This is a genomic window from Thiothrix winogradskyi, assembly GCF_021650935.1.
In the GTDB taxonomy this organism is placed as follows: Bacteria; Pseudomonadota; Gammaproteobacteria; order Thiotrichales; family Thiotrichaceae; genus Thiothrix; species Thiothrix winogradskyi.
Genome location: NZ_CP091244.1, coordinates 1,353,829 through 1,371,314, shown reverse-complemented (window position 1 = coordinate 1,371,314; position 17,486 = coordinate 1,353,829). Strand labels below are relative to the sequence as shown.

The 17,486-nt window shown below is 53.4% G+C and carries 22 protein-coding genes and 1 tRNA gene; 10 read left to right on the top strand and 13 right to left on the bottom strand.

Annotated features, from left to right (window positions below):
- Positions 1–39: 39 nt before the first annotated feature.
- Entirely contained in the window at positions 40–1,218 is a 1,179-nt protein-coding gene (locus L2Y54_RS06955; protein WP_236501093.1) for a PilT/PilU family type 4a pilus ATPase, read from the top strand.
- Here L2Y54_RS06955 and argS read toward each other — a convergent pair whose 3' ends face one another.
- Positions 1,219–2,967, bottom strand: a complete 1,749-nt coding sequence (gene argS, locus L2Y54_RS06950) for an arginine--tRNA ligase (protein WP_236501091.1) — start codon at positions 2,965–2,967, stop codon at positions 1,219–1,221.
- 100 nt (positions 2,968–3,067) lie between these two features.
- Here argS and L2Y54_RS06945 point away from each other — a divergent pair, with 100 nt between their 5' ends.
- Entirely contained in the window at positions 3,068–3,799 is a 732-nt protein-coding gene (locus L2Y54_RS06945) for a M48 family metallopeptidase (RefSeq protein ID WP_236501089.1), read from the top strand.
- Positions 3,800–3,802: 3 nt separating this feature from the next.
- Here L2Y54_RS06945 and yciA read toward each other — a convergent pair whose 3' ends face one another.
- The gene (yciA, locus tag L2Y54_RS06940) at positions 3,803–4,195 is read right to left on the bottom strand and encodes an acyl-CoA thioester hydrolase YciA (RefSeq protein WP_236501088.1); all 393 of its coding nucleotides are present in this window, start codon (positions 4,193–4,195) and stop codon (positions 3,803–3,805) included.
- On the bottom strand, positions 4,185–7,094 hold the full coding sequence (locus L2Y54_RS06935; protein ID WP_236501087.1) for a TIR domain-containing protein: 2,910 nt from the start codon (positions 7,092–7,094) through the stop codon (positions 4,185–4,187). Before L2Y54_RS06935 ends, yciA begins: the two co-directional genes overlap by 11 nt.
- Before the next feature lie 106 nt (positions 7,095–7,200).
- Here L2Y54_RS06935 and L2Y54_RS06930 point away from each other — a divergent pair, with 106 nt between their 5' ends.
- From L2Y54_RS06930 to L2Y54_RS06915, 4 genes are all read left to right on the top strand, one after another.
- Positions 7,201–7,824, top strand: coding sequence for a LysE family translocator (locus L2Y54_RS06930; protein ID WP_236501086.1), 624 nt, complete (start codon positions 7,201–7,203; stop codon positions 7,822–7,824).
- A 94-nt stretch (positions 7,825–7,918) separates the two neighbouring features.
- Complete coding sequence (locus tag L2Y54_RS06925; protein WP_236501085.1) at positions 7,919–9,694, top strand: DUF1538 domain-containing protein; 1,776 nt, start codon at positions 7,919–7,921, stop codon at positions 9,692–9,694.
- Complete coding sequence (locus L2Y54_RS06920; RefSeq protein ID WP_236501084.1) at positions 9,691–10,068, top strand: P-II family nitrogen regulator; 378 nt, start codon at positions 9,691–9,693, stop codon at positions 10,066–10,068. Before L2Y54_RS06925 ends, L2Y54_RS06920 begins: the two co-directional genes overlap by 4 nt.
- An 11-nt stretch (positions 10,069–10,079) precedes the next feature.
- Complete coding sequence (locus L2Y54_RS06915; RefSeq protein ID WP_236501083.1) at positions 10,080–10,436, top strand: hypothetical protein; 357 nt, start codon at positions 10,080–10,082, stop codon at positions 10,434–10,436.
- Between the two features lie 10 nt (positions 10,437–10,446).
- Here L2Y54_RS06915 and L2Y54_RS06910 read toward each other — a convergent pair whose 3' ends face one another.
- From L2Y54_RS06910 to dusA, 4 genes are all read right to left on the bottom strand, one after another.
- A complete protein-coding gene (locus L2Y54_RS06910; RefSeq protein ID WP_236501082.1) occupies positions 10,447–10,701 on the bottom strand; it encodes a Txe/YoeB family addiction module toxin in 255 nt (84 codons plus the stop codon).
- Positions 10,701–10,958 carry a type II toxin-antitoxin system Phd/YefM family antitoxin gene (locus tag L2Y54_RS06905; protein ID WP_236501081.1) on the bottom strand — a complete coding sequence of 86 codons (258 nt, stop codon included), beginning with the start codon at positions 10,956–10,958 and terminating at the stop codon, positions 10,701–10,703. Before L2Y54_RS06905 ends, L2Y54_RS06910 begins: the two co-directional genes overlap by 1 nt.
- Positions 10,959–11,118: 160 nt before the next feature.
- Positions 11,119–11,194, bottom strand: a tRNA-Asn gene (locus tag L2Y54_RS06900).
- Between the two features lie 45 nt (positions 11,195–11,239).
- Positions 11,240–12,208: a tRNA dihydrouridine(20/20a) synthase DusA gene (dusA, locus tag L2Y54_RS06895; RefSeq protein WP_236501080.1), complete on the bottom strand. Its 969-nt coding sequence runs from the start codon at positions 12,206–12,208 to the stop codon at positions 11,240–11,242.
- Between the two features lie 90 nt (positions 12,209–12,298).
- Here dusA and L2Y54_RS06890 point away from each other — a divergent pair, with 90 nt between their 5' ends.
- Positions 12,299–12,493: a hypothetical protein gene (locus tag L2Y54_RS06890; RefSeq protein WP_236501078.1), complete on the top strand. Its 195-nt coding sequence runs from the start codon at positions 12,299–12,301 to the stop codon at positions 12,491–12,493.
- A 63-nt stretch (positions 12,494–12,556) separates the two neighbouring features.
- Here L2Y54_RS06890 and mutM read toward each other — a convergent pair whose 3' ends face one another.
- Positions 12,557–13,369, bottom strand: coding sequence for a bifunctional DNA-formamidopyrimidine glycosylase/DNA-(apurinic or apyrimidinic site) lyase (mutM, locus tag L2Y54_RS06885; protein ID WP_236501077.1), 813 nt, complete (start codon positions 13,367–13,369; stop codon positions 12,557–12,559).
- Between the two features lie 71 nt (positions 13,370–13,440).
- On the opposite strand from mutM, the gene L2Y54_RS06880 reads away from it, so the two are divergent.
- The 3 genes from L2Y54_RS06880 (at position 13,441) to L2Y54_RS06870 (ending at position 15,808) form a co-directional block, all read left to right on the top strand.
- On the top strand, positions 13,441–14,712 hold the full coding sequence (locus L2Y54_RS06880; protein ID WP_236501076.1) for an O-acetylhomoserine aminocarboxypropyltransferase/cysteine synthase family protein: 1,272 nt from the start codon (positions 13,441–13,443) through the stop codon (positions 14,710–14,712).
- Positions 14,713–14,748: 36 nt separating this feature from the next.
- Positions 14,749–15,243 carry a thiol peroxidase gene (tpx, locus tag L2Y54_RS06875; protein WP_236501075.1) on the top strand — a complete coding sequence of 165 codons (495 nt, stop codon included), beginning with the start codon at positions 14,749–14,751 and terminating at the stop codon, positions 15,241–15,243.
- 73 nt (positions 15,244–15,316) lie between these two features.
- Positions 15,317–15,808, top strand: a complete 492-nt coding sequence (locus tag L2Y54_RS06870) for a hypothetical protein (RefSeq protein ID WP_236501074.1) — start codon at positions 15,317–15,319, stop codon at positions 15,806–15,808.
- Positions 15,809–15,842: 34 nt separating this feature from the next.
- Here L2Y54_RS06870 and L2Y54_RS06865 read toward each other — a convergent pair whose 3' ends face one another.
- The 5 genes from L2Y54_RS06865 to L2Y54_RS06845 all read right to left on the bottom strand — a co-directional run bounded on the left by L2Y54_RS06865 (position 15,843) and on the right by L2Y54_RS06845 (position 17,466).
- Positions 15,843–16,118, bottom strand: coding sequence for a BrnA antitoxin family protein (locus L2Y54_RS06865; protein WP_236501073.1), 276 nt, complete (start codon positions 16,116–16,118; stop codon positions 15,843–15,845).
- The gene (locus L2Y54_RS06860) at positions 16,111–16,266 is read right to left on the bottom strand and encodes a BrnT family toxin (protein WP_236501072.1); all 156 of its coding nucleotides are present in this window, start codon (positions 16,264–16,266) and stop codon (positions 16,111–16,113) included. The genes L2Y54_RS06865 and L2Y54_RS06860 overlap by 8 nt, the downstream gene beginning before the upstream one ends.
- Before the next feature lie 153 nt (positions 16,267–16,419).
- Positions 16,420–16,749: an RpnC/YadD family protein gene (locus L2Y54_RS06855; protein WP_236501071.1), complete on the bottom strand. Its 330-nt coding sequence runs from the start codon at positions 16,747–16,749 to the stop codon at positions 16,420–16,422.
- Between the two features lie 154 nt (positions 16,750–16,903).
- The gene (locus L2Y54_RS06850; protein WP_236501070.1) at positions 16,904–17,233 is read right to left on the bottom strand and encodes a DUF5615 family PIN-like protein; all 330 of its coding nucleotides are present in this window, start codon (positions 17,231–17,233) and stop codon (positions 16,904–16,906) included.
- The gene (locus L2Y54_RS06845; protein ID WP_236501068.1) at positions 17,233–17,466 is read right to left on the bottom strand and encodes a DUF433 domain-containing protein; all 234 of its coding nucleotides are present in this window, start codon (positions 17,464–17,466) and stop codon (positions 17,233–17,235) included. The genes L2Y54_RS06850 and L2Y54_RS06845 overlap by 1 nt, the downstream gene beginning before the upstream one ends.
- Positions 17,467–17,486: the final 20 nt, after the last annotated feature.

Genomic DNA, 17,486 nt, shown 5'->3' with positions numbered 1-17,486 from the left:
CTATACTGGAAAAAACCAACAACAATAAAGGCAACACTCATGAAACTCAAAGACTATCTACGCATCCTCGCCCATTACGACGGCTCTGACCTGTATTTAACCGCTGATCTCGAACCCAAAGCCAAATTTCAGGGCAAGCTCAAAGCGGTCGATAAAGTCATCATGACCCCCGACATGCTCAAAGCAATGGCTTACGAGCTGATGAACCCTGAACAGCAGCAACAGTTTGAAAAGAAACCCGAAATGAACCTCGCCATCAGCGAAGAAGGTATCGGGCGTTTCCGCGTCAATATCTTCAAGCAGCGCCACAAAATCGCGATGGTGATCCGCAATATCAAAACCGACATACCCAACGCCGACAAACTCGGTCTACCGCAAGTTTTGAAAGACGTGATCATGGAAAAACGCGGGCTAATCCTATTCGTTGGCGGCACAGGTTCAGGCAAATCCACCTCACTCGCCGCGCTGATCGACCACCGCAACGCTAGTGCGGACGGGCACATCATCACCATCGAAGACCCGGTGGAATACGTGCATCCACACAAAAAATGCATCATTAACCAGCGCGAAGTCGGCGTAGACACCGACAGCTACGAAGACGCACTCAAAAACACCCTGCGCCAAGCTCCCGACGTGATTTTAATCGGCGAAATCCGCGCCCAAGAAACGATGGAACACGCCCTCGCCTTCGCCGAAACCGGGCATCTGTGCCTCTCCACCTTGCACGCCAATAACGCCAACCAAGCCCTCGACCGCATTATCAACTTCTTCCCCGAAGAACGCCGCCACCAATTGCTGATGGATTTATCCCTCAACCTCAAAGCCTTCGTCTCGCAACGCCTGATTCCCACGGTGGATGGCAAGCGCGTTGCCGCCATCGAAATCCTGCTCGGCACGCCAATGGTGCGCGACCTGATCATGAAAGGCGACGTGCACGCCATCAAAGAAACGATGGAAAAGTCTGAAGAACAGGGGATGCAAACCTTCGACAGCCACCTCTACAAGCTGTATTTGGCGGGGCAAATTTCACTGGCGGAAACCTTGCGCAATGCTGATTCGCCTAGCAACTTGAAGCTGAAGATCAACCTGTCAGGGAATTTGAATAAGCCACGTCCGACGGCTGCCGCACCTGCGCCAGAGGCAAAGCCCAAGGCGGCAGATGAAGACTTCATGGCGAAATTGTCGTTACAGCCAAAACCAGAAGCAGAGCTGACGTAATTACATCCGCTCCAGCACTCCAATCCCCAGCAAACCCAAACCGGTTTGCAGGGTTTGCGCGGTCAAGTTTGCCAGTTGCAAACGGCTCAGACGCACATCTTCCGCCACGCCGTCTTTCAAGATCGGGCAGGCTTCGTAAAAGCTCATGAAGTTGCCCGCTAATTCGTACAAATACGTGCAAAGGTGATTCGGCAAACCTTCTTTCGCCACGCTATCGGTCGCCTCCGTGAATTGCAGCAACTTCATCGCCAAGGTACGTTCAGCCACTTCATGCAACGAAATCTTCAGCTCCTTCCCTGATAAGGGGAGGTTGGGAGGGGTTTCTCCCGCCTTCCTGAAAACACTCTTAATCCGCGCATACGCATACTGCAAATACGGCGCAGTATTGCCCTCGAAACTCAGCATGGTTTCCCAATTAAAAATGTAATCCGAGTTGCGGTTTTTGGACAGGTCGGCGTATTTCACCGCGCCAATGCCGACCGTGCGAGCGATGTCGTGACGTTCGGCTTCACCCAATGCCGGGTTCTTGGCGGTGACGAGGGTGAACGCCCGTTCTTCCGCCTCCACCAACAAATCCACCAGCTTCACCGTGCCGCCGGTACGGGTTTTGAAGGGTTTGCCATCTTCGCCCTGCATGTTGCCGAACGGCATGTGTTCAAGCGCCACGCCTTCGCGCACAAACCCAGCTTTACGCGCCAACATGAACACTTGCTGGAAATGCAACGCTTGGCGGGCATCGGTGAAATACAAAGCGCGGTCGATGTTCAGCACCCCGCTACGGTAGCGCAATGCAGCAAGGTCAGTGGTCGCATACAAATAGCCGCCGCCGGTTTTCTGCACAATGATCGGCGTAATGCTGCCGTCTTTGTTTTTGAATTCGTCGAGAAACGCGCATTGTGCGCCCTGATTTTCTACTAGTAAGCCTTGCGCCTGTAACTCGCTGACAATATTAGCTAAATCGGCGTTGTAGGCACTTTCCGGCATCACATCCGCGCGGGTCAGGGAAACACCCAAACGTTCGTAGACCTCTTCGCAATGGTGCAAGGAAATGTCGATGAATTGCTGCCACAAGCCATGGCATTCTGCATCACCGGCTTGCAGTTTCACCACGTAATCACGCGCTGCATCGGCAAAAGCTGGTTCAGCATCGAAACGCTGTTTGGCTTCGCGGTAGAAGGTTTCGAGGTCGGCGAGTTGGGGTGCGACATCACTCACCCCGCCGTTTTGCTCGGCAATGCTGACCATGTGTGCAATCAGCATCCCGAATTGTGTTCCCCAATCGCCGACGTGGTTTTGGCGAATGACGGTGTAGCCTTGGAATTCGAGTACGCGGGCGACGGCATCACCGATGATGGTGGAGCGCAAATGCCCGACGTGCATTTCCTTGGCGAGGTTGGGGCCAGAATAGTCGACGACGATGGTTTGGGTGTTGGGGGTGGGTTGTCGGGCTGAAGCCCGACCTACTGTTTCGCTCAACCACGTATTCTTTAGGTGGATATTGATGAAACCGGGGCCTGCGACTTCGAGTTTGTCGGCGAGATCGGATAAATCCAGCGTTTCCAGCAAGCGCGTTGCCAGTTCTCGCGGGTTGGTTTTCAACTGCTTGGCGGCTGCCATTACGCCGTTGGCTTGGTAGTCGCCGAATTCAGGGCGGGCGGAGGGTTTCACAATGGCGGTCACGGTGTCAGGTGCGCCGAGCGTGTGTAGCGCGGCGGTAATACGGTCATCAAGCAGTTGGCGAATATTCATCAGACTCTTTTCGGGTGTGGGCAAAAGGGGGATTTTAGGCGGGTTGCGGGGTAGAATCTACTTTCTGCAAGAGGATTCTCACGATTGAAGGATTAGTAGGATGGGACGGTTGACATTGGTGGATGGGCGCGTGCTGGATTATCAGGTACGGCAATCAGCGCGGGCGAAATACATGCGGATGAATTTATCGGCTGACAAGGGGCTGGTGGTGACACAGCCGATCGGGGTAGGTGAGCAGCAGTTACGTGACTGGATTCATGGCAAACTGGACTGGATTACGGACAACCTACCCAAGGTGGAACGTTATACCGCCCCCTTGGTGGATGCGCCTGCCCTGCCTGAATACCTTGAGTTTCCGCTCACGGGCGAACGTTTCCGGCTGGTATACGTGCCGACTGACCGCCACAATCTGGTCACCGATCTGGGGGATGACGGCACACTGACCCTTTCCGGCGCGGTCAGCAACCCGGAACATTGCCGTTACGTGCTGCGCGAGTGGACAAAACAGTATGCCCACCGGCATCTGGGACAGATGCTATTCCAGCTTATGCAAGAAACCGGGTTGTATTGCAACCGTTACACGGTGAAGGGGCAAGAAACGCGCTGGGGAAGCTGTTCCACTCGTGGCAATATCAACCTCAACTACAAGCTGGTGCTGCTGCCGGTGGAATGGGTGCGTTACACCCTGATTCATGAACTTTGCCATACCGTGGAAATGAACCATTCCACGCAATTTTGGGCGCTGGTGGCGAAGTTTGCGCCGGACTACAAGGCGATCCACGCGCAGATGAAGGGTGCAATGCAATACCTGCCGGATTGGACGAAGGGCTGAGGCTTACAGCGGGCGTTTGTTGCCGTGCTCGTCGATGGCGACGTAGGTGAAATCAGCTTCGGTCACTTGCCAGCGCAGTTCGGTTTCGCTGCCGTGCCACAGCGGTTTGACCCACACTTGCAGGTGCAAGGTGATGGAAGTCTTGCCGATTTTCACCACATCGCCGTAACAGCACACCACGTCGCCGACATTCACCGGGCGGATGAATTTCATGCTATTGACCGCGACGGTCACTATTCTGCCTTTGGCAATTTCCTTGGCGAAGATGCCGCCTGCCATGTCCATCTGCGAGAGAATCCAGCCGCCGAAGATGTCGCCATTGGGGTTGGTGTCCTTGGGCATGGCGAGGGTGCGTAGGATCAGGGTTCCGCGTGGGTGGAGGGTGTTATCGGTCATGGGTGAGTCCTTGCAGGGCGACGAGTTCGGGGTCGCGGCGGTGGTAGCCGGTTTCGTTGATCAGCTTGGCGGCGGCTTCGATGTGCGCTTGAAGAGAAATCCCCCCTAGCCCCCCTTTTGCAAAGGGGGGAACAACAGACCCCGCACCCTCTTGGCTTCCCCCTTTGCAAAAGGGGGATTGAGGGGGATTTTCTTCCTCCGCCACCGACAACCGCGCCATCTCCAAATGATAATCCGTCAAATGCAGCCGCATCCCGCTGCCGTCGGCGATGTCGAACACTTCCTGCAAGTCCTGCCGGGCGCGGGCAAAGTCACGGGTGTGGCGGTGCAGGGCGGCGCGGGCGAGCAGACCGAGCGGCAAATATTCTTCAACCCCGCATGAACGCAAACAAATCACAGCCCGCTCTAACCAGAGAAGAGCTTGCGGAATCTCATCCATTGCAACTAATGTTCGCCCAAAGGTAAGTTGATCCAATCCAATATTCAGTAACCAACCATTTTGTCCTGCAAGTTCGATTGAATATTCAACCCGTTCCAACACTTCTGTTATCTTACCCAATGCTAACAACAAGTCACAGTAGCGAAAACCTTGTATTGAATATAAATGCGGCTCGCCAGAACGTTGTTCTTGCTGAAGTTGTTCCGCTTCTTGGAAAATAGAAAGAGCCAATGCTGTTTGTCCTGCCTGATGCAAAATATCGGCATACGTAGTGCTGAGGATTGCACTATATGCCCAATCTCCAGCCTGATTAGCATAACTTACACTTAGTTGACTAATGGAAATCGCTGTCCATATATTACCTAGGGTAAGCTGTAGCTCACTAAGGTTATTGATCCCTGTTGCTGCCTCTGACCAATTTTCCTGCTGCACAACCATTTCAACATTTGCTTGCATTGATTCAAAAGCTTCTCGCAATCGCCCTAATCCGCGTAAACGAAATCCAGCGTAGTTTAACATCAATGCCTGGCCATCCTCCCCTATTTCAGTTACAGGTGTGTGCCACGGTACTGCAAAAAAATGAGCTATGAGAGAAAGATCATCACTGGTAGCACCGAGGGTTGTACACAAATAATTACTATCTTCTCTTCTAATCCTCGGCCAATAAACATCATTATTTACTCTTATGTACAACCCCGCCGCACACCCATGCGCCACCGCACTGAACAGCGGCTGCATTTCTTCCAGCGTATCGGGGAACTCCTTCTCTGGCAGGGCTTTGTAGTAGCCGTACAGCCGTTCATGCGCCTGCTGCCACGCTTGCGGCTGCTGGGTTTTCAGTTGCCCGCCGAAGTATTCGCGGATCAGCGGGTGGCAGTCGAGGTCGCCGCCGCTGTCATGCTGCGACAACAGGTGGTGTTCTTCGCGCAAACTGGCGATGGCTTCCAGCCATTCATCTTCATCAATGCCTGCGGTCAGGTGCGGAATCTGCGCATCCCACAGCATTTGCAGCACGTCCTGCCCGATGGGGTGGTCGAACAGCCCCAACAAGTGCAGCAATGCCAGTTCCGGCTCGCCCGCAAACCATTCCGCGTAAGCCTGCATCACCTTGAAGGCATGGCGGCTGTCGCGGTTGCCCGTCGCTTTCACCAGAGCCGTGAGGGTATCGCGCTTGCGGACATCGCCCTGAGGCCGCAGCCGCAACACATTCCCCAGCAAACTCAACGCCAGCGCATGACCGCCGTATTCATGCACCGCCTTGCCCAGTTCCGCCGCGCTGCCTGTTACCCCCAACGATTGCAGCAACTGGATGCCATCCGCATCACTCAGGTTTTGCAAATCGTGGCGGATGACGGTGGGCGCGTCGCGGTCACTGAGTTCATGCAGCGCAATCCGCGTGGTGATAATACACAAACCGCACGGGTGGCGGGCAAGCTGGCGCAGCAACTGGCGGATAGCTTTGTCCTTGAGTTCGCCGCGCATCGCCGCGCCGCCGTGTTGCAGCGGCTCCAGCCCATCCAGCACCAGCACGTAGCGTTTGCCGTGCAACAACTCGGCGAGGTGGTCGCCCTTGTCCTCCTCCGACGCAAACCGCTCGCGGGTCGAACCCAGCTTGGCAAACGCATGGCTGAAAAACGGCGTGGCGGAAGTCTGCTTGTCTTCGCTGGAACCTTGCGAATAGAACGACCACGCGATTAGCACGGGGATGTCGGCGGTGTGGTCGAGCCAGTGGCGCAGCAGCTTGGTTTTGCCTGTGCCACCCGGCGCAATAAGCTGAATAATGCGCGTTTCTTTAGCCCCTCTACCTCTGGGAGAGGGGTTGTTTATCGTGTTTTTTATTCCGAAAGTTATAGTTTCTTTAGCCCCTCTACCTCTGGGAGAGGGGTTGGGGTGAGGGTTCTCTTCGCCAGACCATGCGTCGCTCAGCAATTGCAGTTCGGCTTCGCGCCCGAAGAAGCCGCCTTTGACGGTGGGGAGGCGGTCGGAGTGGATGGAGGGCGTTATCTGTAAATCGGGCTTCAGCCCGACATTTTTGATCTTCGGCTGTGGCTTTTTGCCAGTAACACCCCAAATCAGCCGGTCGATAACCTCATCTGACAAGCCCGAACGCATGTCGATGAAGGTACGATTTTTCAAAAATAGTGGCAATTTGGGCTGTTCGTAATCACCGGGCAGCAACACGGGAATCACCGGAATCTTGTTGCGGACAGCTTCACTTAGCAGTGCCTGTATTTCTTCATTTTCCCATGGCCCGACACCATTGCTACTGACAAATGCGCCTGCACTTTGGCAAGTTGCGATAGCTTTTTCGAGCAAAGGCATCCAATTCACGCCCGGTTGCAATTCATCCTCATCCAGCCAGCACGACAATTCCCGCTCCCGCAGCCATTGCTTGATTTCCCGAATGACGGTTTTATCTTTACTGTTGTGCGAGAGGAATATATCGAATTGCTGGTTCATGTTGTGAGCAAGCCCTGTTCACTTTACAATGGGGTGATAATACCGTTTATCAGGATAATTGTCTTAAAACATAATATGCTGCTTCATTTGACCCGTCTTTAAACCCATGACACTCAGCACTTGGCTCTCGCTTTTCACCCTCTGCCTAATGGGTGCAATCTTCCCCGGCGCAAGCCTTGCCGTGGTGTTGCGCAATACCCTCAACCACTCGCGTTTACACGGCGCAATCACCGGCATCGCGCACGCCATCGGGTTGGGTTGCTACGCGCTGCTGTCAGTACTCGGTTTAGTGCTAGTGTTGCAACAATCGCCACTACTGTTCAAAACGCTCAGTTACTTCGGCGCGATTTACCTGCTATGGCTGGGCTATCAAGGCATTACGGCTACCGCCACACCGCCAGAGGCAAACATGCCAAACACCCCGCAACCATCCGCAACCTTGTGGAATGCCGCCCGTGATGGTCTGTTAATTGCCTTACTCAATCCCAAAGTGGGGCTTTATTTTCTTGCGATTTTCAGCCCCTTCATCAACGCAGCCATGAGCCTGACGGACAAAGCCATTTTCGTCAGCACCATCACCCTCGTCGATGGCAGTTGGTATGTGCTAGTCGCCACCGCACTTTCCCAAGGAAACACACTAATTTGGTTAAAGCGTCACCAACAGTGGATCGAACGCGCCCTCGGTAGCTTACTAATCGTGCTCGCCCTGCATATTTTCCTCAGCACATAATATCCACTCGCTCCAAATGCTTAAATAAATCTATTGAGATTACGAGTTTATTTATGGTATTGTCAAGACACGACTAGCAGCCGTCAGGGAAATTATGCCAACTGAAATCCGCTTTGGCGCATTTGTGCGTGAAATTACGCTTCAGCAGCAACAAATATCCTACAACAACCTCACCCCAAAAGTGTGGCACGCCGCTGATGGCAGCGAAATCCCCTACCGCGCCCCCAAAATTCACCTGCGCTGGATTGATGCTTACCGTCTGATTCAACCCTACATCAGCAGCCGTCTGATGGAGCAAGTGCAAGCCGTGGTTCCACTCGCGCTATACCTCGTGCTGTTTCAGATTTTTGTGCTGCAACAAGGCGTTGCCGATGCTGGCCTGATTACCGGCGGCTTAGTCGCGGTGGTTCTGGGCTTAATGTTTTTCATGGAAGGCTTAAAAGTCGGTCTGATGCCCTTTGGCGAAGCACTCGGCAATACACTTCCCGCCAAAGCCACCTTGCCGGTGGTACTCAGCATTGTCTTTCTGCTGGGTATTGGTGTCACCTTTGCCGAACCCGCCATTGGCGCATTGAAAGCCGCTGGGCAAATTGTGCAAGTCGAATCTGCCCCCTACCTCTACGCCATGCTCAACGAATGGGCAGAAGTGCTGGTGTTAGGGGTCGGGATTGGCGTCGGCGCTGCCGCCATCCTCGGCACACTGCGCCTGCTCAATGGCTGGAGCTTAAAACCGCTGATTTACTTGTCACTCATCCCGATTATCGCCCTCACCGTTTTCATGCAATTCGACCCCGAACTCAGCAAAACCTTGGGGCTGGCATGGGATAGCGGCGCTGTCACCACCGGCCCTGTCACCGTGCCGCTGGTGCTGGCATTGGGGATCGGTATTGCCGCCGCCGCTGGCAAAGGGCAATCCTCACTGTCAGGCTTTGGCATCGTCACCCTAGCCTCGCTATTTCCGATTCTCAGTGTGCAATTACTCGCGCTGTATCTTGCGTTCACCACCACGCCCGCCGAGATCATTGCCGCCGCCGCCCACGCCCAGCAAGCACTGGAACCGGCATGGTATAGCCAAACCCCTTGGCTGGAAATCATCGCTGGTTTACGCGCCATTGTGCCGCTGGTGCTGTTTTTGCTGCTGGTCATGTGGGTAATCCTCAAGGAAAAACTCCCCGAACCCGGTCAAATCACCTACGGCATCACCCTTGCGGTGATCGGCATGATCATGTTCAACCTTGGTTTAAGCTATGGCTTGGCGAAACTGGGCGGGCAATCCGGCAGCCTGATTCCCGCCGCCTTCACCGCGATTGAAGCGGTGACGCATAGCCCGTTGTACAGCGCCATACTGGGTTTATCGCTGGCGTTATTGTTTGCGTGGTTGCTGGGGTTTGGGGCAACGTTGGCAGAACCTGCCCTCAATGCGCTCGGTCTAACGGTTGAAACGCTCACCAACGGTGCATTCCGCAAATCCTTACTCATGTATGCGGTATCATTTGGCGTAGCGTTTGGCATTGCCTTGGGGGTGGCGAAAATCATCTTCGACCTCCCGCTGGCTTGGTTGCTGATTCCGGGTTATTTATTCGCGGTCATCCTCACTTACCTGTCTAGCGAAGAATTCGTCAATATCGCGTGGGATAGCGCCGGAGTCACCACCGGCCCCGTGACCGTGCCACTGGTGTTAGCGATGGGGCTGGGCGTGGGTAATGCGGTCGATGCAATTGAAGGTTTCGGCATCCTCTCAATGGCATCGATTTGCCCGATTATCTCGGTCATGCTCACCGGCTTGTGGATACGCTGGAAAGTCAGCCGTAAGCAACGTTACTATGACCAAGCCCCCAAACACGCTTCAACCCAAGGTAAACCCGCATGAGCAAACGTGAAATTGTTGTCTTGACCGATGTCGCCCTGATCACTGCGATTGTGCAGCGCGGTCTAGCGGATGAAATCGTCAAAGCCGCCCAAGAAGCAGGCGCACAAGGGGCAAGCATTCATTACGCACGCGGGCGCGGGGTACGCGAACGCCTCGGCATTATGGGCTTAGCCATCGAAGCGGAAAAAGAAGTCATCAATATTGTGGTGTCCACCGACCAGCTCGACCGCGTGTTTGAGAAAATGTATCTGGCAGGCAAAATGGATACCCCCGGTATGGGCTTTATGTGGGTCACGCCGCTGGAAAAAGCAGCCACCTTCATTCCCCACGAAATCGTCGAACGCCTCACCGATTACCCACGTCAAGGCTCATGAGTCCGCCCAACATGTTAAGCGTTACCCCCACCCTCATTTCGCAAAAAGTCATCACTTGCATCCTGCCCAAAGGTCGCGCCATGAAGGTAGCCAAAGCCTTAACCGAAGAACGCGGGCTGACCGCAGTGGATATTCATTACGCACGCGGCAATGGGCGTTTAACCCCGCTACGCTATCGCGGCATTGGCGAAACCTCGGAAAAAGAAGTGCTGACGGTCGCCGTCCCCACCGAACAAGCGGACGAGGTGTTTGAATACATCTACGAACTAGCCGAGATTAATCGCCCGCACGGTGGCTTGATGTACATGCACGGCTTACTCGCTGCCACGCCTTACACCTTGCCGGAATTGCCCGAAGAAGAGGTATAGATGCGATGGCTTAATAGTGGTAACGGCATTGAGCAATATACAGGTGGTCACTTTCCACCTTATAGACAATCCGGTGTTCTTCCGTGATGCGCCTTGACCAATACCCCGCCCACTGGTGCTTGAGTGGTTCGGGTTTGCCCACGCCTTCAAACGGGTTGCGCTTCATATCCTTGATTAGATCATTCACCCGCTTCAAGATTTTGCGGTCGGTTTGCTGCCAGTGTAGGTAATCATCCCATGCATCATCAGCCCAACATAACAGCATTATTCCCCCTCCACGATGTCACGCACCACGCCCCGCCCTGCTTCCAGTTGGGCAATAGCACGGTTCAAGCGTTCGGCATTTTTGGGGCTTGCTGCCAAATGCGCGGTTTCTGCATAGGCGTTGTATTCATCCAAGGAAATAAGCACCGCTGCCGTGCCGTTCTGCCGGGTAATCAACAGGGGTACGCGGTCTTGCTCCACCTTATCCAAGGCATTCGATAGCCCTTTTCTGAAAGCTGAATAACTGATGGCTTCCATGATTCACATCCTCATTTTGTTAGTAAGTACGCATTATTGTACTCACTTTTGCACTAAGCATGTGTTGAAGTTTTCCACGGTGACAGACGCACAAAAGCCCTTGCAGATTGCGGCCTGCAAGGGCTTTTGAATCATCATGGTACACCATGATACAGAATTTTGGCTCCTCGAACTGGACTCGAACCAGTGACCCACGGATTAACAGTCCGTTGCTCTACCGACTGAGCTATCGAGGAACTGTCGGTTTGAGGCGCATATAATATAGAGCAAACAGAGGTCGGTCAAGCAATTTTTTTAGCCGCATCACGTAATAATTCAACACCCGCATTTTGCTTATGCGCATTCTCGCTGATCAGCCGCCGGAACGCCCGCGCTCCCGGCATTCCCTGAAACAAACCGAGAATGTGGCGGCTCATGTGATTCAATGCCACGCCCGCTGCCTGCTGTTCCTGCACGTAAGTTAAAAATGCTTCCAGCACCACTTTACGATCCTGAAACGGGTCATCCACCCCGTAAATGGCTGAATCCACTTGCGCTAACAACCACGGATTATGATAAGCCTCGCGCCCCACCATTACCCCATCGACGTACTGCAAATGCTGCTGGCATTGTTCCAGCGTCGTAATGCCGCCGTTGATAATGATCTCCAAATGCGGAAACGCTTGCTTAATCTCATACACCAATTCGTAACGCAAAGGCGGAATCTCACGGTTTTCCTTGGGACTCAGCCCTTTCAACCACGCCTTACGCGCATGAATAATAAACGTCTGGCAACCGGCTTGCGACACGGTGTTCACAAAATGATGCAAGCCTGCGTAATCATCCTGATCATCAATCCCAATGCGATTTTTGACCGTCACCGGAATATTCACGGCGGCTTGCATGGTGCTGACACATTCCGCAATCAAATCCGGTTCCGCCATCAGGCAAGCGCCAAACGCGCCTTTTTGCACCCTCTCGCTAGGGCAACCGACGTTGATGTTTATTTCATCGTAACCATAACTTGCTGCCAGACGCGCACATGCCGCCATTTCCTGCGGCTCACTGCCACCCAATTGTAAGGCGACTGGGTGTTCTTCTCGATTGAAGCGTAAGTGACGTTCAGGGTCGCCATGCAACAATGCGCCTGTTGTCACCATTTCGGTATACAGCACGGATTTTTTGGTCAATAAACGGTGAAAATAACGGCAATGACGGTCAGTCCAGTCCAGCATTGGCGCTACGGTAAATTTCCTGTTCAGCTTATTCATATAATATTCTTATTTAAGAGCGACTCTGTTTATTTCGCTTAAAAAACAATCGAATCAATCGCACAACGGCACATTAAGCAAGGGGCTTTTATGTTGGATACAGAAGTTATCATGTATTTTATGATCGGGTTGGTCATTATCGGGATTCCCTCCTTCCTTTTCTACCGCATTGGCATGGATATTGGTGTCAACAAAGGCATCCGCAAGCAATTAGTACGCGAACTGATGGCGAATGGCGTACTCGAAGAAGCCGATATGTCGATCAGGGGTACGCGCCGAACTTGACTCAGCGGCAAGCCGCAAGGCGATGCTTCGGCTACGCTCAGCAACCAAGAGGGTAGCAATGAGTCAAATTTGGCAGATGGGGCAGAACCAAGTGGAACGTTGCCCTTGGGTGATTTGCGCAATGGGATTTTGGCACACGACACACGGCAACTTAGCCCGGTCGTAAACCTTCAACTCCAGCTTAAAATACCCCGGCGACCCATCTTCACGTACAAAATCACGCAGGGTTGTTCCCCCGCATTCAATGGCATAGGCCAAAATCTGGCGGATAGTTTGCGCAAGTTTAGCGTAACGTTCGCGGGATACGCGCCCCGCCGCCAGCCGTGGGTCTATCCCCGCTAGAAACAGCGCTTCGTTGGCGTAGATATTGCCTACGCCAACGACAATATGCGCATTCATAATGAATGCTTTCACGCTCACACTGCGGTTACGCGAACGTTCAAACAAATAATCCCCATCGAAACCGTCTTCCAACGGTTCTGGTCCCAATTCGCACAATAAAGCATGTTGCATCGGGTCGCCTTCTGCCCACAAAAACGCCCCGAAACGGCGCGGATCGTGGTAACGCACCGCCTTGCCACTGTCTAACACCAAATCGAAATGGTCATGCTTACGCGGCACTAAATCCGCTTCCACAATCCGCAAACTGCCGGACATCCCCAAATGAATCAGCCCAACACCCGCATCGGTATGCAGCAAAATGTATTTGCCCCGCCTCGTCAGCTCGTGCACCACCTGCCCTGCCAATGTGTTAACACTATCCGGCACAGGCCAGCGCAATTTTGGCTGACGGATACACACAGCTTTCACCGTATGCCCCTTTAACCAAGGCTCAATGCCACGGCGGGTGGTTTCGACTTCGGGCAATTCAGGCATCGCACATCCTTATCTATGGTCAATATTAAGGGCGTATGGTATACCTTCAGCCTCTACTAAGGAGGACTCCCATGAAAAAAGAAACCCTATCCATCCACGCTGGCTATACCACCGACCCGACCACCAAGTCGGTGGCTGTGCCGATTTACCAGACCGTGGCTTACGAATTCGACGATGCCCAACACGGCGCGGATTTATTCAATCTGGCAGTACCCGGCAATATTTACACTCGCCTGATGAACCCCACCAATGACGTGCTGGAAAAGCGTGTCGCCGCACTCGAAGGCGGCATTGCAGGCTTAGTCGTCAGCTCCGGCATGGCAGCCATCAATTACGCCATTCTCAATATTGCCGAAGCGGGCGATAATATCGTCGCCACCCCACAATTGTACGGCGGCACGTATACGCTGTTCGCGCACATGCTCCCCAAGCAAGGCATTGAAGTCCGCTTTGCCGAAAACGACAGCCCCGAAGCCATCGAAAAGCTGATTGATGCCAAAACCAAAGCCGTGTTCTGCGAAACCATCGGCAACCCAGCGGGCAATATCGTCGACATCGAAGCGATTGCCACCGCCGCGCACAAACACGGCGTCGCCGTCATTGTGGATAACACCGTGGCAACCCCGATTTTGTGTACGCCAATTGATTACGGCGCGGACATCGTGGTTCACGCCCTCACCAAATACATCGGCGGGCACGGTAATTCACTGGGCGGAATTATTGTCGATTCCGGCAAATTCCCCTGGGCAGAAAACAAAGAACGCTACGCCGCCATTAATAACCCCGAACCGTCCTACCACGGTGTGGTATACACCGAAGCATTGGGGCCTGCTGCCTACATCGGTCGCGCCCGTACCGTACCCCTGCGCAATACCGGCTCGGCACTCTCGCCCTTCAACGCCTTCCTGATTCTGCAAGGCTTGGAAACGCTGGCATTGCGCATGGAACGCCACTGCGATAACGCCATTGCCGTCGCCAATTACCTGAAAAACCACACCAAGGTCGAGTGGGTGAATTTTGCTGCCCTGCCCGATGACCCGTATCATGCACTGGCGTTGAAATATTTCGACGGCAAGCCTGCGTCACTGATGACGTTTGGGATCAAAGGCGGTTTTGAGGCCGGGGTGAAATTCTACGACCAGCTCCAGCTCATCAAACGGCTGGTGAATATCGGCGATGCGAAATCACTGGCTTGCCACCCCGCTTCCACCACACACCGCCAGTTGACCGAAGCGGAACAATTGCAGGCAGGTGTCAGACCTGAAACCATCCGTTTGAGCGTTGGCATTGAACACATTGACGACATTATCGCCGACCTCGAACAAGCCTTTGCAAGCGTATAACGACAAACCTTAATCAATCACTCAAGGAGATTTCCGATGGCAACTATCACCTTACAAGGCAATCCGCTGGAAACCTGCGGCGAACTGCCAGCCGTGGGCAGTGCAGCCCCTGCGTTTACCCTGACCAAAACCGACCTCTCTGACGTTACCCTGCAAGATTTTGCAGGCAAAACCGTCATCCTCAACATTTACCCCAGTGTTGACACCGGCGTTTGTGCCGCATCCACCCGCAAGTTCAACGAACTCGCCAGCGGCAAAGCGGATGTGGCGGTATTGTGCGTATCGGCTGACCTGCCGTTTGCCCACAGCCGTTTCTGTGGCGCGGAAGGCTTGGACAATGTGATGTCCCTCTCCGACTTCCGCAATAAGGATTTTGGCAACGCTTACGGCGTAACCATTACCACCGGCGTGTTGGCTGGCTTGCTTTCCCGCGCTATCGTCGTCATTAAAGACGGTAACGTTGCTTACACCGAACAAGTGCCGGAAATCGCGCAAGAGCCGGACTACGACGTAGCCTTAGCATCAGCATAAATATCAATCAGATAGCAGCAGAATCCAGCAACCTTGACTAGACTCGTATCAGACCCTTATTGCAGGAACTGATATGAAAACCAAGATTGCGCTGCTGCTATCCCTCTTACTGGGCATCAGCATTACCCCCGCGACGGCTGCCGAATGCACCTCATCGTTTTATTGCTATGGCAATACCGCCAACTCGGTAGTACGAGTAGTCACCCGCCCGCCACCGATTCCACCGCCGAATCCACGTGTGGTGCAACAGCGCCGCCAAGCACAACTGGCATTGCGTAATCGCCCGACCACCACCCCGCGCATTGCGGCACGACCTGCACAGCCCGTGATACAACCGCGTGCGGCAACGCCTGCCCCGGCACGACCTGCACCGCGCGTAAACAATCCACCGAGTACTACGGTACGTGCGCCTGCGCCGGTGATACTGGGGAATTGCCAAAGCCGGAATGACCGCGCCGCTTATTTGGAAAGTCAGGCAGTGCTGGCATCTAAAGCGGGGGATCGCAATAATTCGGTGCGCTTGTTTAGGGAGGCAGCGAATGTGCGGCAGCAGGCTTGCCGGTAAATAGCCGTTACGAACGTATCGCGGCGAACTGCGCTCAGCTTTCGCTGCGTATTTGCATTTCTTCGCGAATGACCTTGCGCAGTAGTTGTTCCAGCACTGACTCACCTTGGTGCAAGTAATCACGCAATACTTGATTGATAGCGGTCTGATAGCCGATTCCCTGCTCCTCCGCCTGTGTGCGGAAGGCTGCCAGCACATCATCATCCACGTACATGGTAATGCGGGTTTTACCGCCTTGCGCTTGAAGTTTAGCCAAATGGGGAACTTCGCTGGCGGGTTTAGATTGGCTAAAATCGTATTCGTTACGCATAAAGTGCTGCCTCGCGTGCGGTGGATTTATCGGGGTCGGAAATTACCCGCGCCAATGGGTCGTGCAGGCTTTCAACTGCCTCCTCAAAACTGACTTTGTGCTTTTTCAGATTGGAAGCGGCTTTGCATGGGTCGTATTCGATTCTCATGTTCTAACTATACATACAATATGCAGATACTGGAACACTCCAACACAGCAAAGAAAAAGCCGGAACACGTCCAGCTTTTTCGTCTCAGGGCAATCAGCCGCCTACTGGCACGGTCTGCTTTCTGAATTAGTGTTGAACCCGCAGTCTCTAGTATTAGTGTTGAACCCGCAGTTTCTGGACTTCTTCCAGTGATAAGCCTGCAATACGGGCAATATCAGCTTCTGGGATTACGCCCAGTTGTAGCAAACTGCGGGCGACTTCTTGAGCTTTTTTGAATTCGCCTTCTTTGCGACCTTGTTCGATACCCTGTTCGATGCCTTGTACAATGCCCTTCTCGATGCCTTTTTCGATACCCTTCTCGATCCCATCTCTCATGCCCCAGCTATAGGAAGCAAATTTGGTTACATCCACTTGTGTTAGCATTTGTTCAGCCTCTTTGATGTTAGGTTGCAGGTCATGGTTTTCGGCGAGGGTTTCGAGCATCTCGAAGTAGTTGCGGAAACTCGGCTGCCAGATGACCGAGTACGGATTTGCTGATGATGTCTTTGTTTCCCATGCGGGGAGTGTAGCAGGGGATGGGCTGTTTGAGTGCTTCAGGGGGCATTTTGGCTGACAATTCAGAAAATTTCTTAGCCAATCAAACAACTTCAACAAGGAAAGCACCCGCTTCCAATTCGTGCTTAATCGCTGCCCAGTGTTTTTTGAAAATTTCCAGCAGTTTTTGTTTGGAGCAATTGCCGACACGCACCCAAACAATTTTAGGGTACAGCTTGCTGACGGAGGCTCGGAACTGAAAGTCATCATCTTTAGTGATAATGACCCAGCCATTTTCCAGTGCGAAAGACCAGATTTCGCCGTCATTCGCTTCCAACAAGCCCGCATCCAGTACATGAATGGCATCTTCGCCCAAGCTTGCCAGAAAACGCGCCAATGCAGGCGGGAGTTGGGCATCAACGATAAAACGCATTAGGCAGCCTGCAATACGGGGTGATCAAATTGGCGGGCGGCATACATCAGTACGGCGCGGATGTCGGCACGTTCCAGATAGGGGTAATCTTCGAGGATTTCGCTAGTTTCCATGCCTTCCGCTAACATGCCCAGTATATCTTGCACCCGGATACGCATCCCCCGGACACAAGGACGACCGCCGCACTTGCCAGCGTCTACCGTGATGCGGTTCAGCAAATTTTCCACGACCATGTATCCACCTACTTGATTAA

Bases quoted from the DNA above. Each gene is read 5' to 3' on its own strand.
- L2Y54_RS06870 (WP_236501074.1), top strand. From the start codon at position 15,317: ATGAAAACCAAGATTGCGCTGCTGCTATCCCTCTTACTGGGCATCAGC.
- L2Y54_RS06915 (WP_236501083.1), top strand. From the start codon at position 10,080: ATGTTAAGCGTTACCCCCACCCTCATTTCGCAAAAAGTCATCACTTGC.
- L2Y54_RS06860 (WP_236501072.1), bottom strand. From the start codon at position 16,266: ATGAGAATCGAATACGACCCATGCAAAGCCGCTTCCAATCTGAAAAAG.
- argS (WP_236501091.1), bottom strand. From the start codon at position 2,967: ATGAATATTCGCCAACTGCTTGATGACCGTATTACCGCCGCGCTACAC.
- dusA (WP_236501080.1), bottom strand. From the start codon at position 12,208: ATGAATAAGCTGAACAGGAAATTTACCGTAGCGCCAATGCTGGACTGG.
- L2Y54_RS06845 (WP_236501068.1), bottom strand. From the start codon at position 17,466: ATGGTCGTGGAAAATTTGCTGAACCGCATCACGGTAGACGCTGGCAAG.
- L2Y54_RS06880 (WP_236501076.1), top strand. From the start codon at position 13,441: ATGAAAAAAGAAACCCTATCCATCCACGCTGGCTATACCACCGACCCG.
- L2Y54_RS06920 (WP_236501084.1), top strand. From the start codon at position 9,691: ATGAGCAAACGTGAAATTGTTGTCTTGACCGATGTCGCCCTGATCACT.
- mutM (WP_236501077.1), bottom strand. From the start codon at position 13,369: ATGCCTGAATTGCCCGAAGTCGAAACCACCCGCCGTGGCATTGAGCCT.
- L2Y54_RS06955 (WP_236501093.1), top strand. From the start codon at position 40: ATGAAACTCAAAGACTATCTACGCATCCTCGCCCATTACGACGGCTCT.
- L2Y54_RS06935 (WP_236501087.1), bottom strand. From the start codon at position 7,094: ATGAACCAGCAATTCGATATATTCCTCTCGCACAACAGTAAAGATAAA.
- L2Y54_RS06850 (WP_236501070.1), bottom strand. From the start codon at position 17,233: ATGCGTTTTATCGTTGATGCCCAACTCCCGCCTGCATTGGCGCGTTTT.
- L2Y54_RS06865 (WP_236501073.1), bottom strand. From the start codon at position 16,118: ATGCGTAACGAATACGATTTTAGCCAATCTAAACCCGCCAGCGAAGTT.
- yciA (WP_236501088.1), bottom strand. From the start codon at position 4,195: ATGACCGATAACACCCTCCACCCACGCGGAACCCTGATCCTACGCACC.
- L2Y54_RS06855 (WP_236501071.1), bottom strand. From the start codon at position 16,749: ATGCTCGAAACCCTCGCCGAAAACCATGACCTGCAACCTAACATCAAA.
- L2Y54_RS06930 (WP_236501086.1), top strand. From the start codon at position 7,201: ATGACACTCAGCACTTGGCTCTCGCTTTTCACCCTCTGCCTAATGGGT.
- L2Y54_RS06890 (WP_236501078.1), top strand. From the start codon at position 12,299: ATGTTGGATACAGAAGTTATCATGTATTTTATGATCGGGTTGGTCATT.
- L2Y54_RS06925 (WP_236501085.1), top strand. From the start codon at position 7,919: ATGCCAACTGAAATCCGCTTTGGCGCATTTGTGCGTGAAATTACGCTT.
- L2Y54_RS06945 (WP_236501089.1), top strand. From the start codon at position 3,068: ATGGGACGGTTGACATTGGTGGATGGGCGCGTGCTGGATTATCAGGTA.
- L2Y54_RS06910 (WP_236501082.1), bottom strand. From the start codon at position 10,701: ATGCTGTTATGTTGGGCTGATGATGCATGGGATGATTACCTACACTGG.
- L2Y54_RS06905 (WP_236501081.1), bottom strand. From the start codon at position 10,958: ATGGAAGCCATCAGTTATTCAGCTTTCAGAAAAGGGCTATCGAATGCC.
- tpx (WP_236501075.1), top strand. From the start codon at position 14,749: ATGGCAACTATCACCTTACAAGGCAATCCGCTGGAAACCTGCGGCGAA.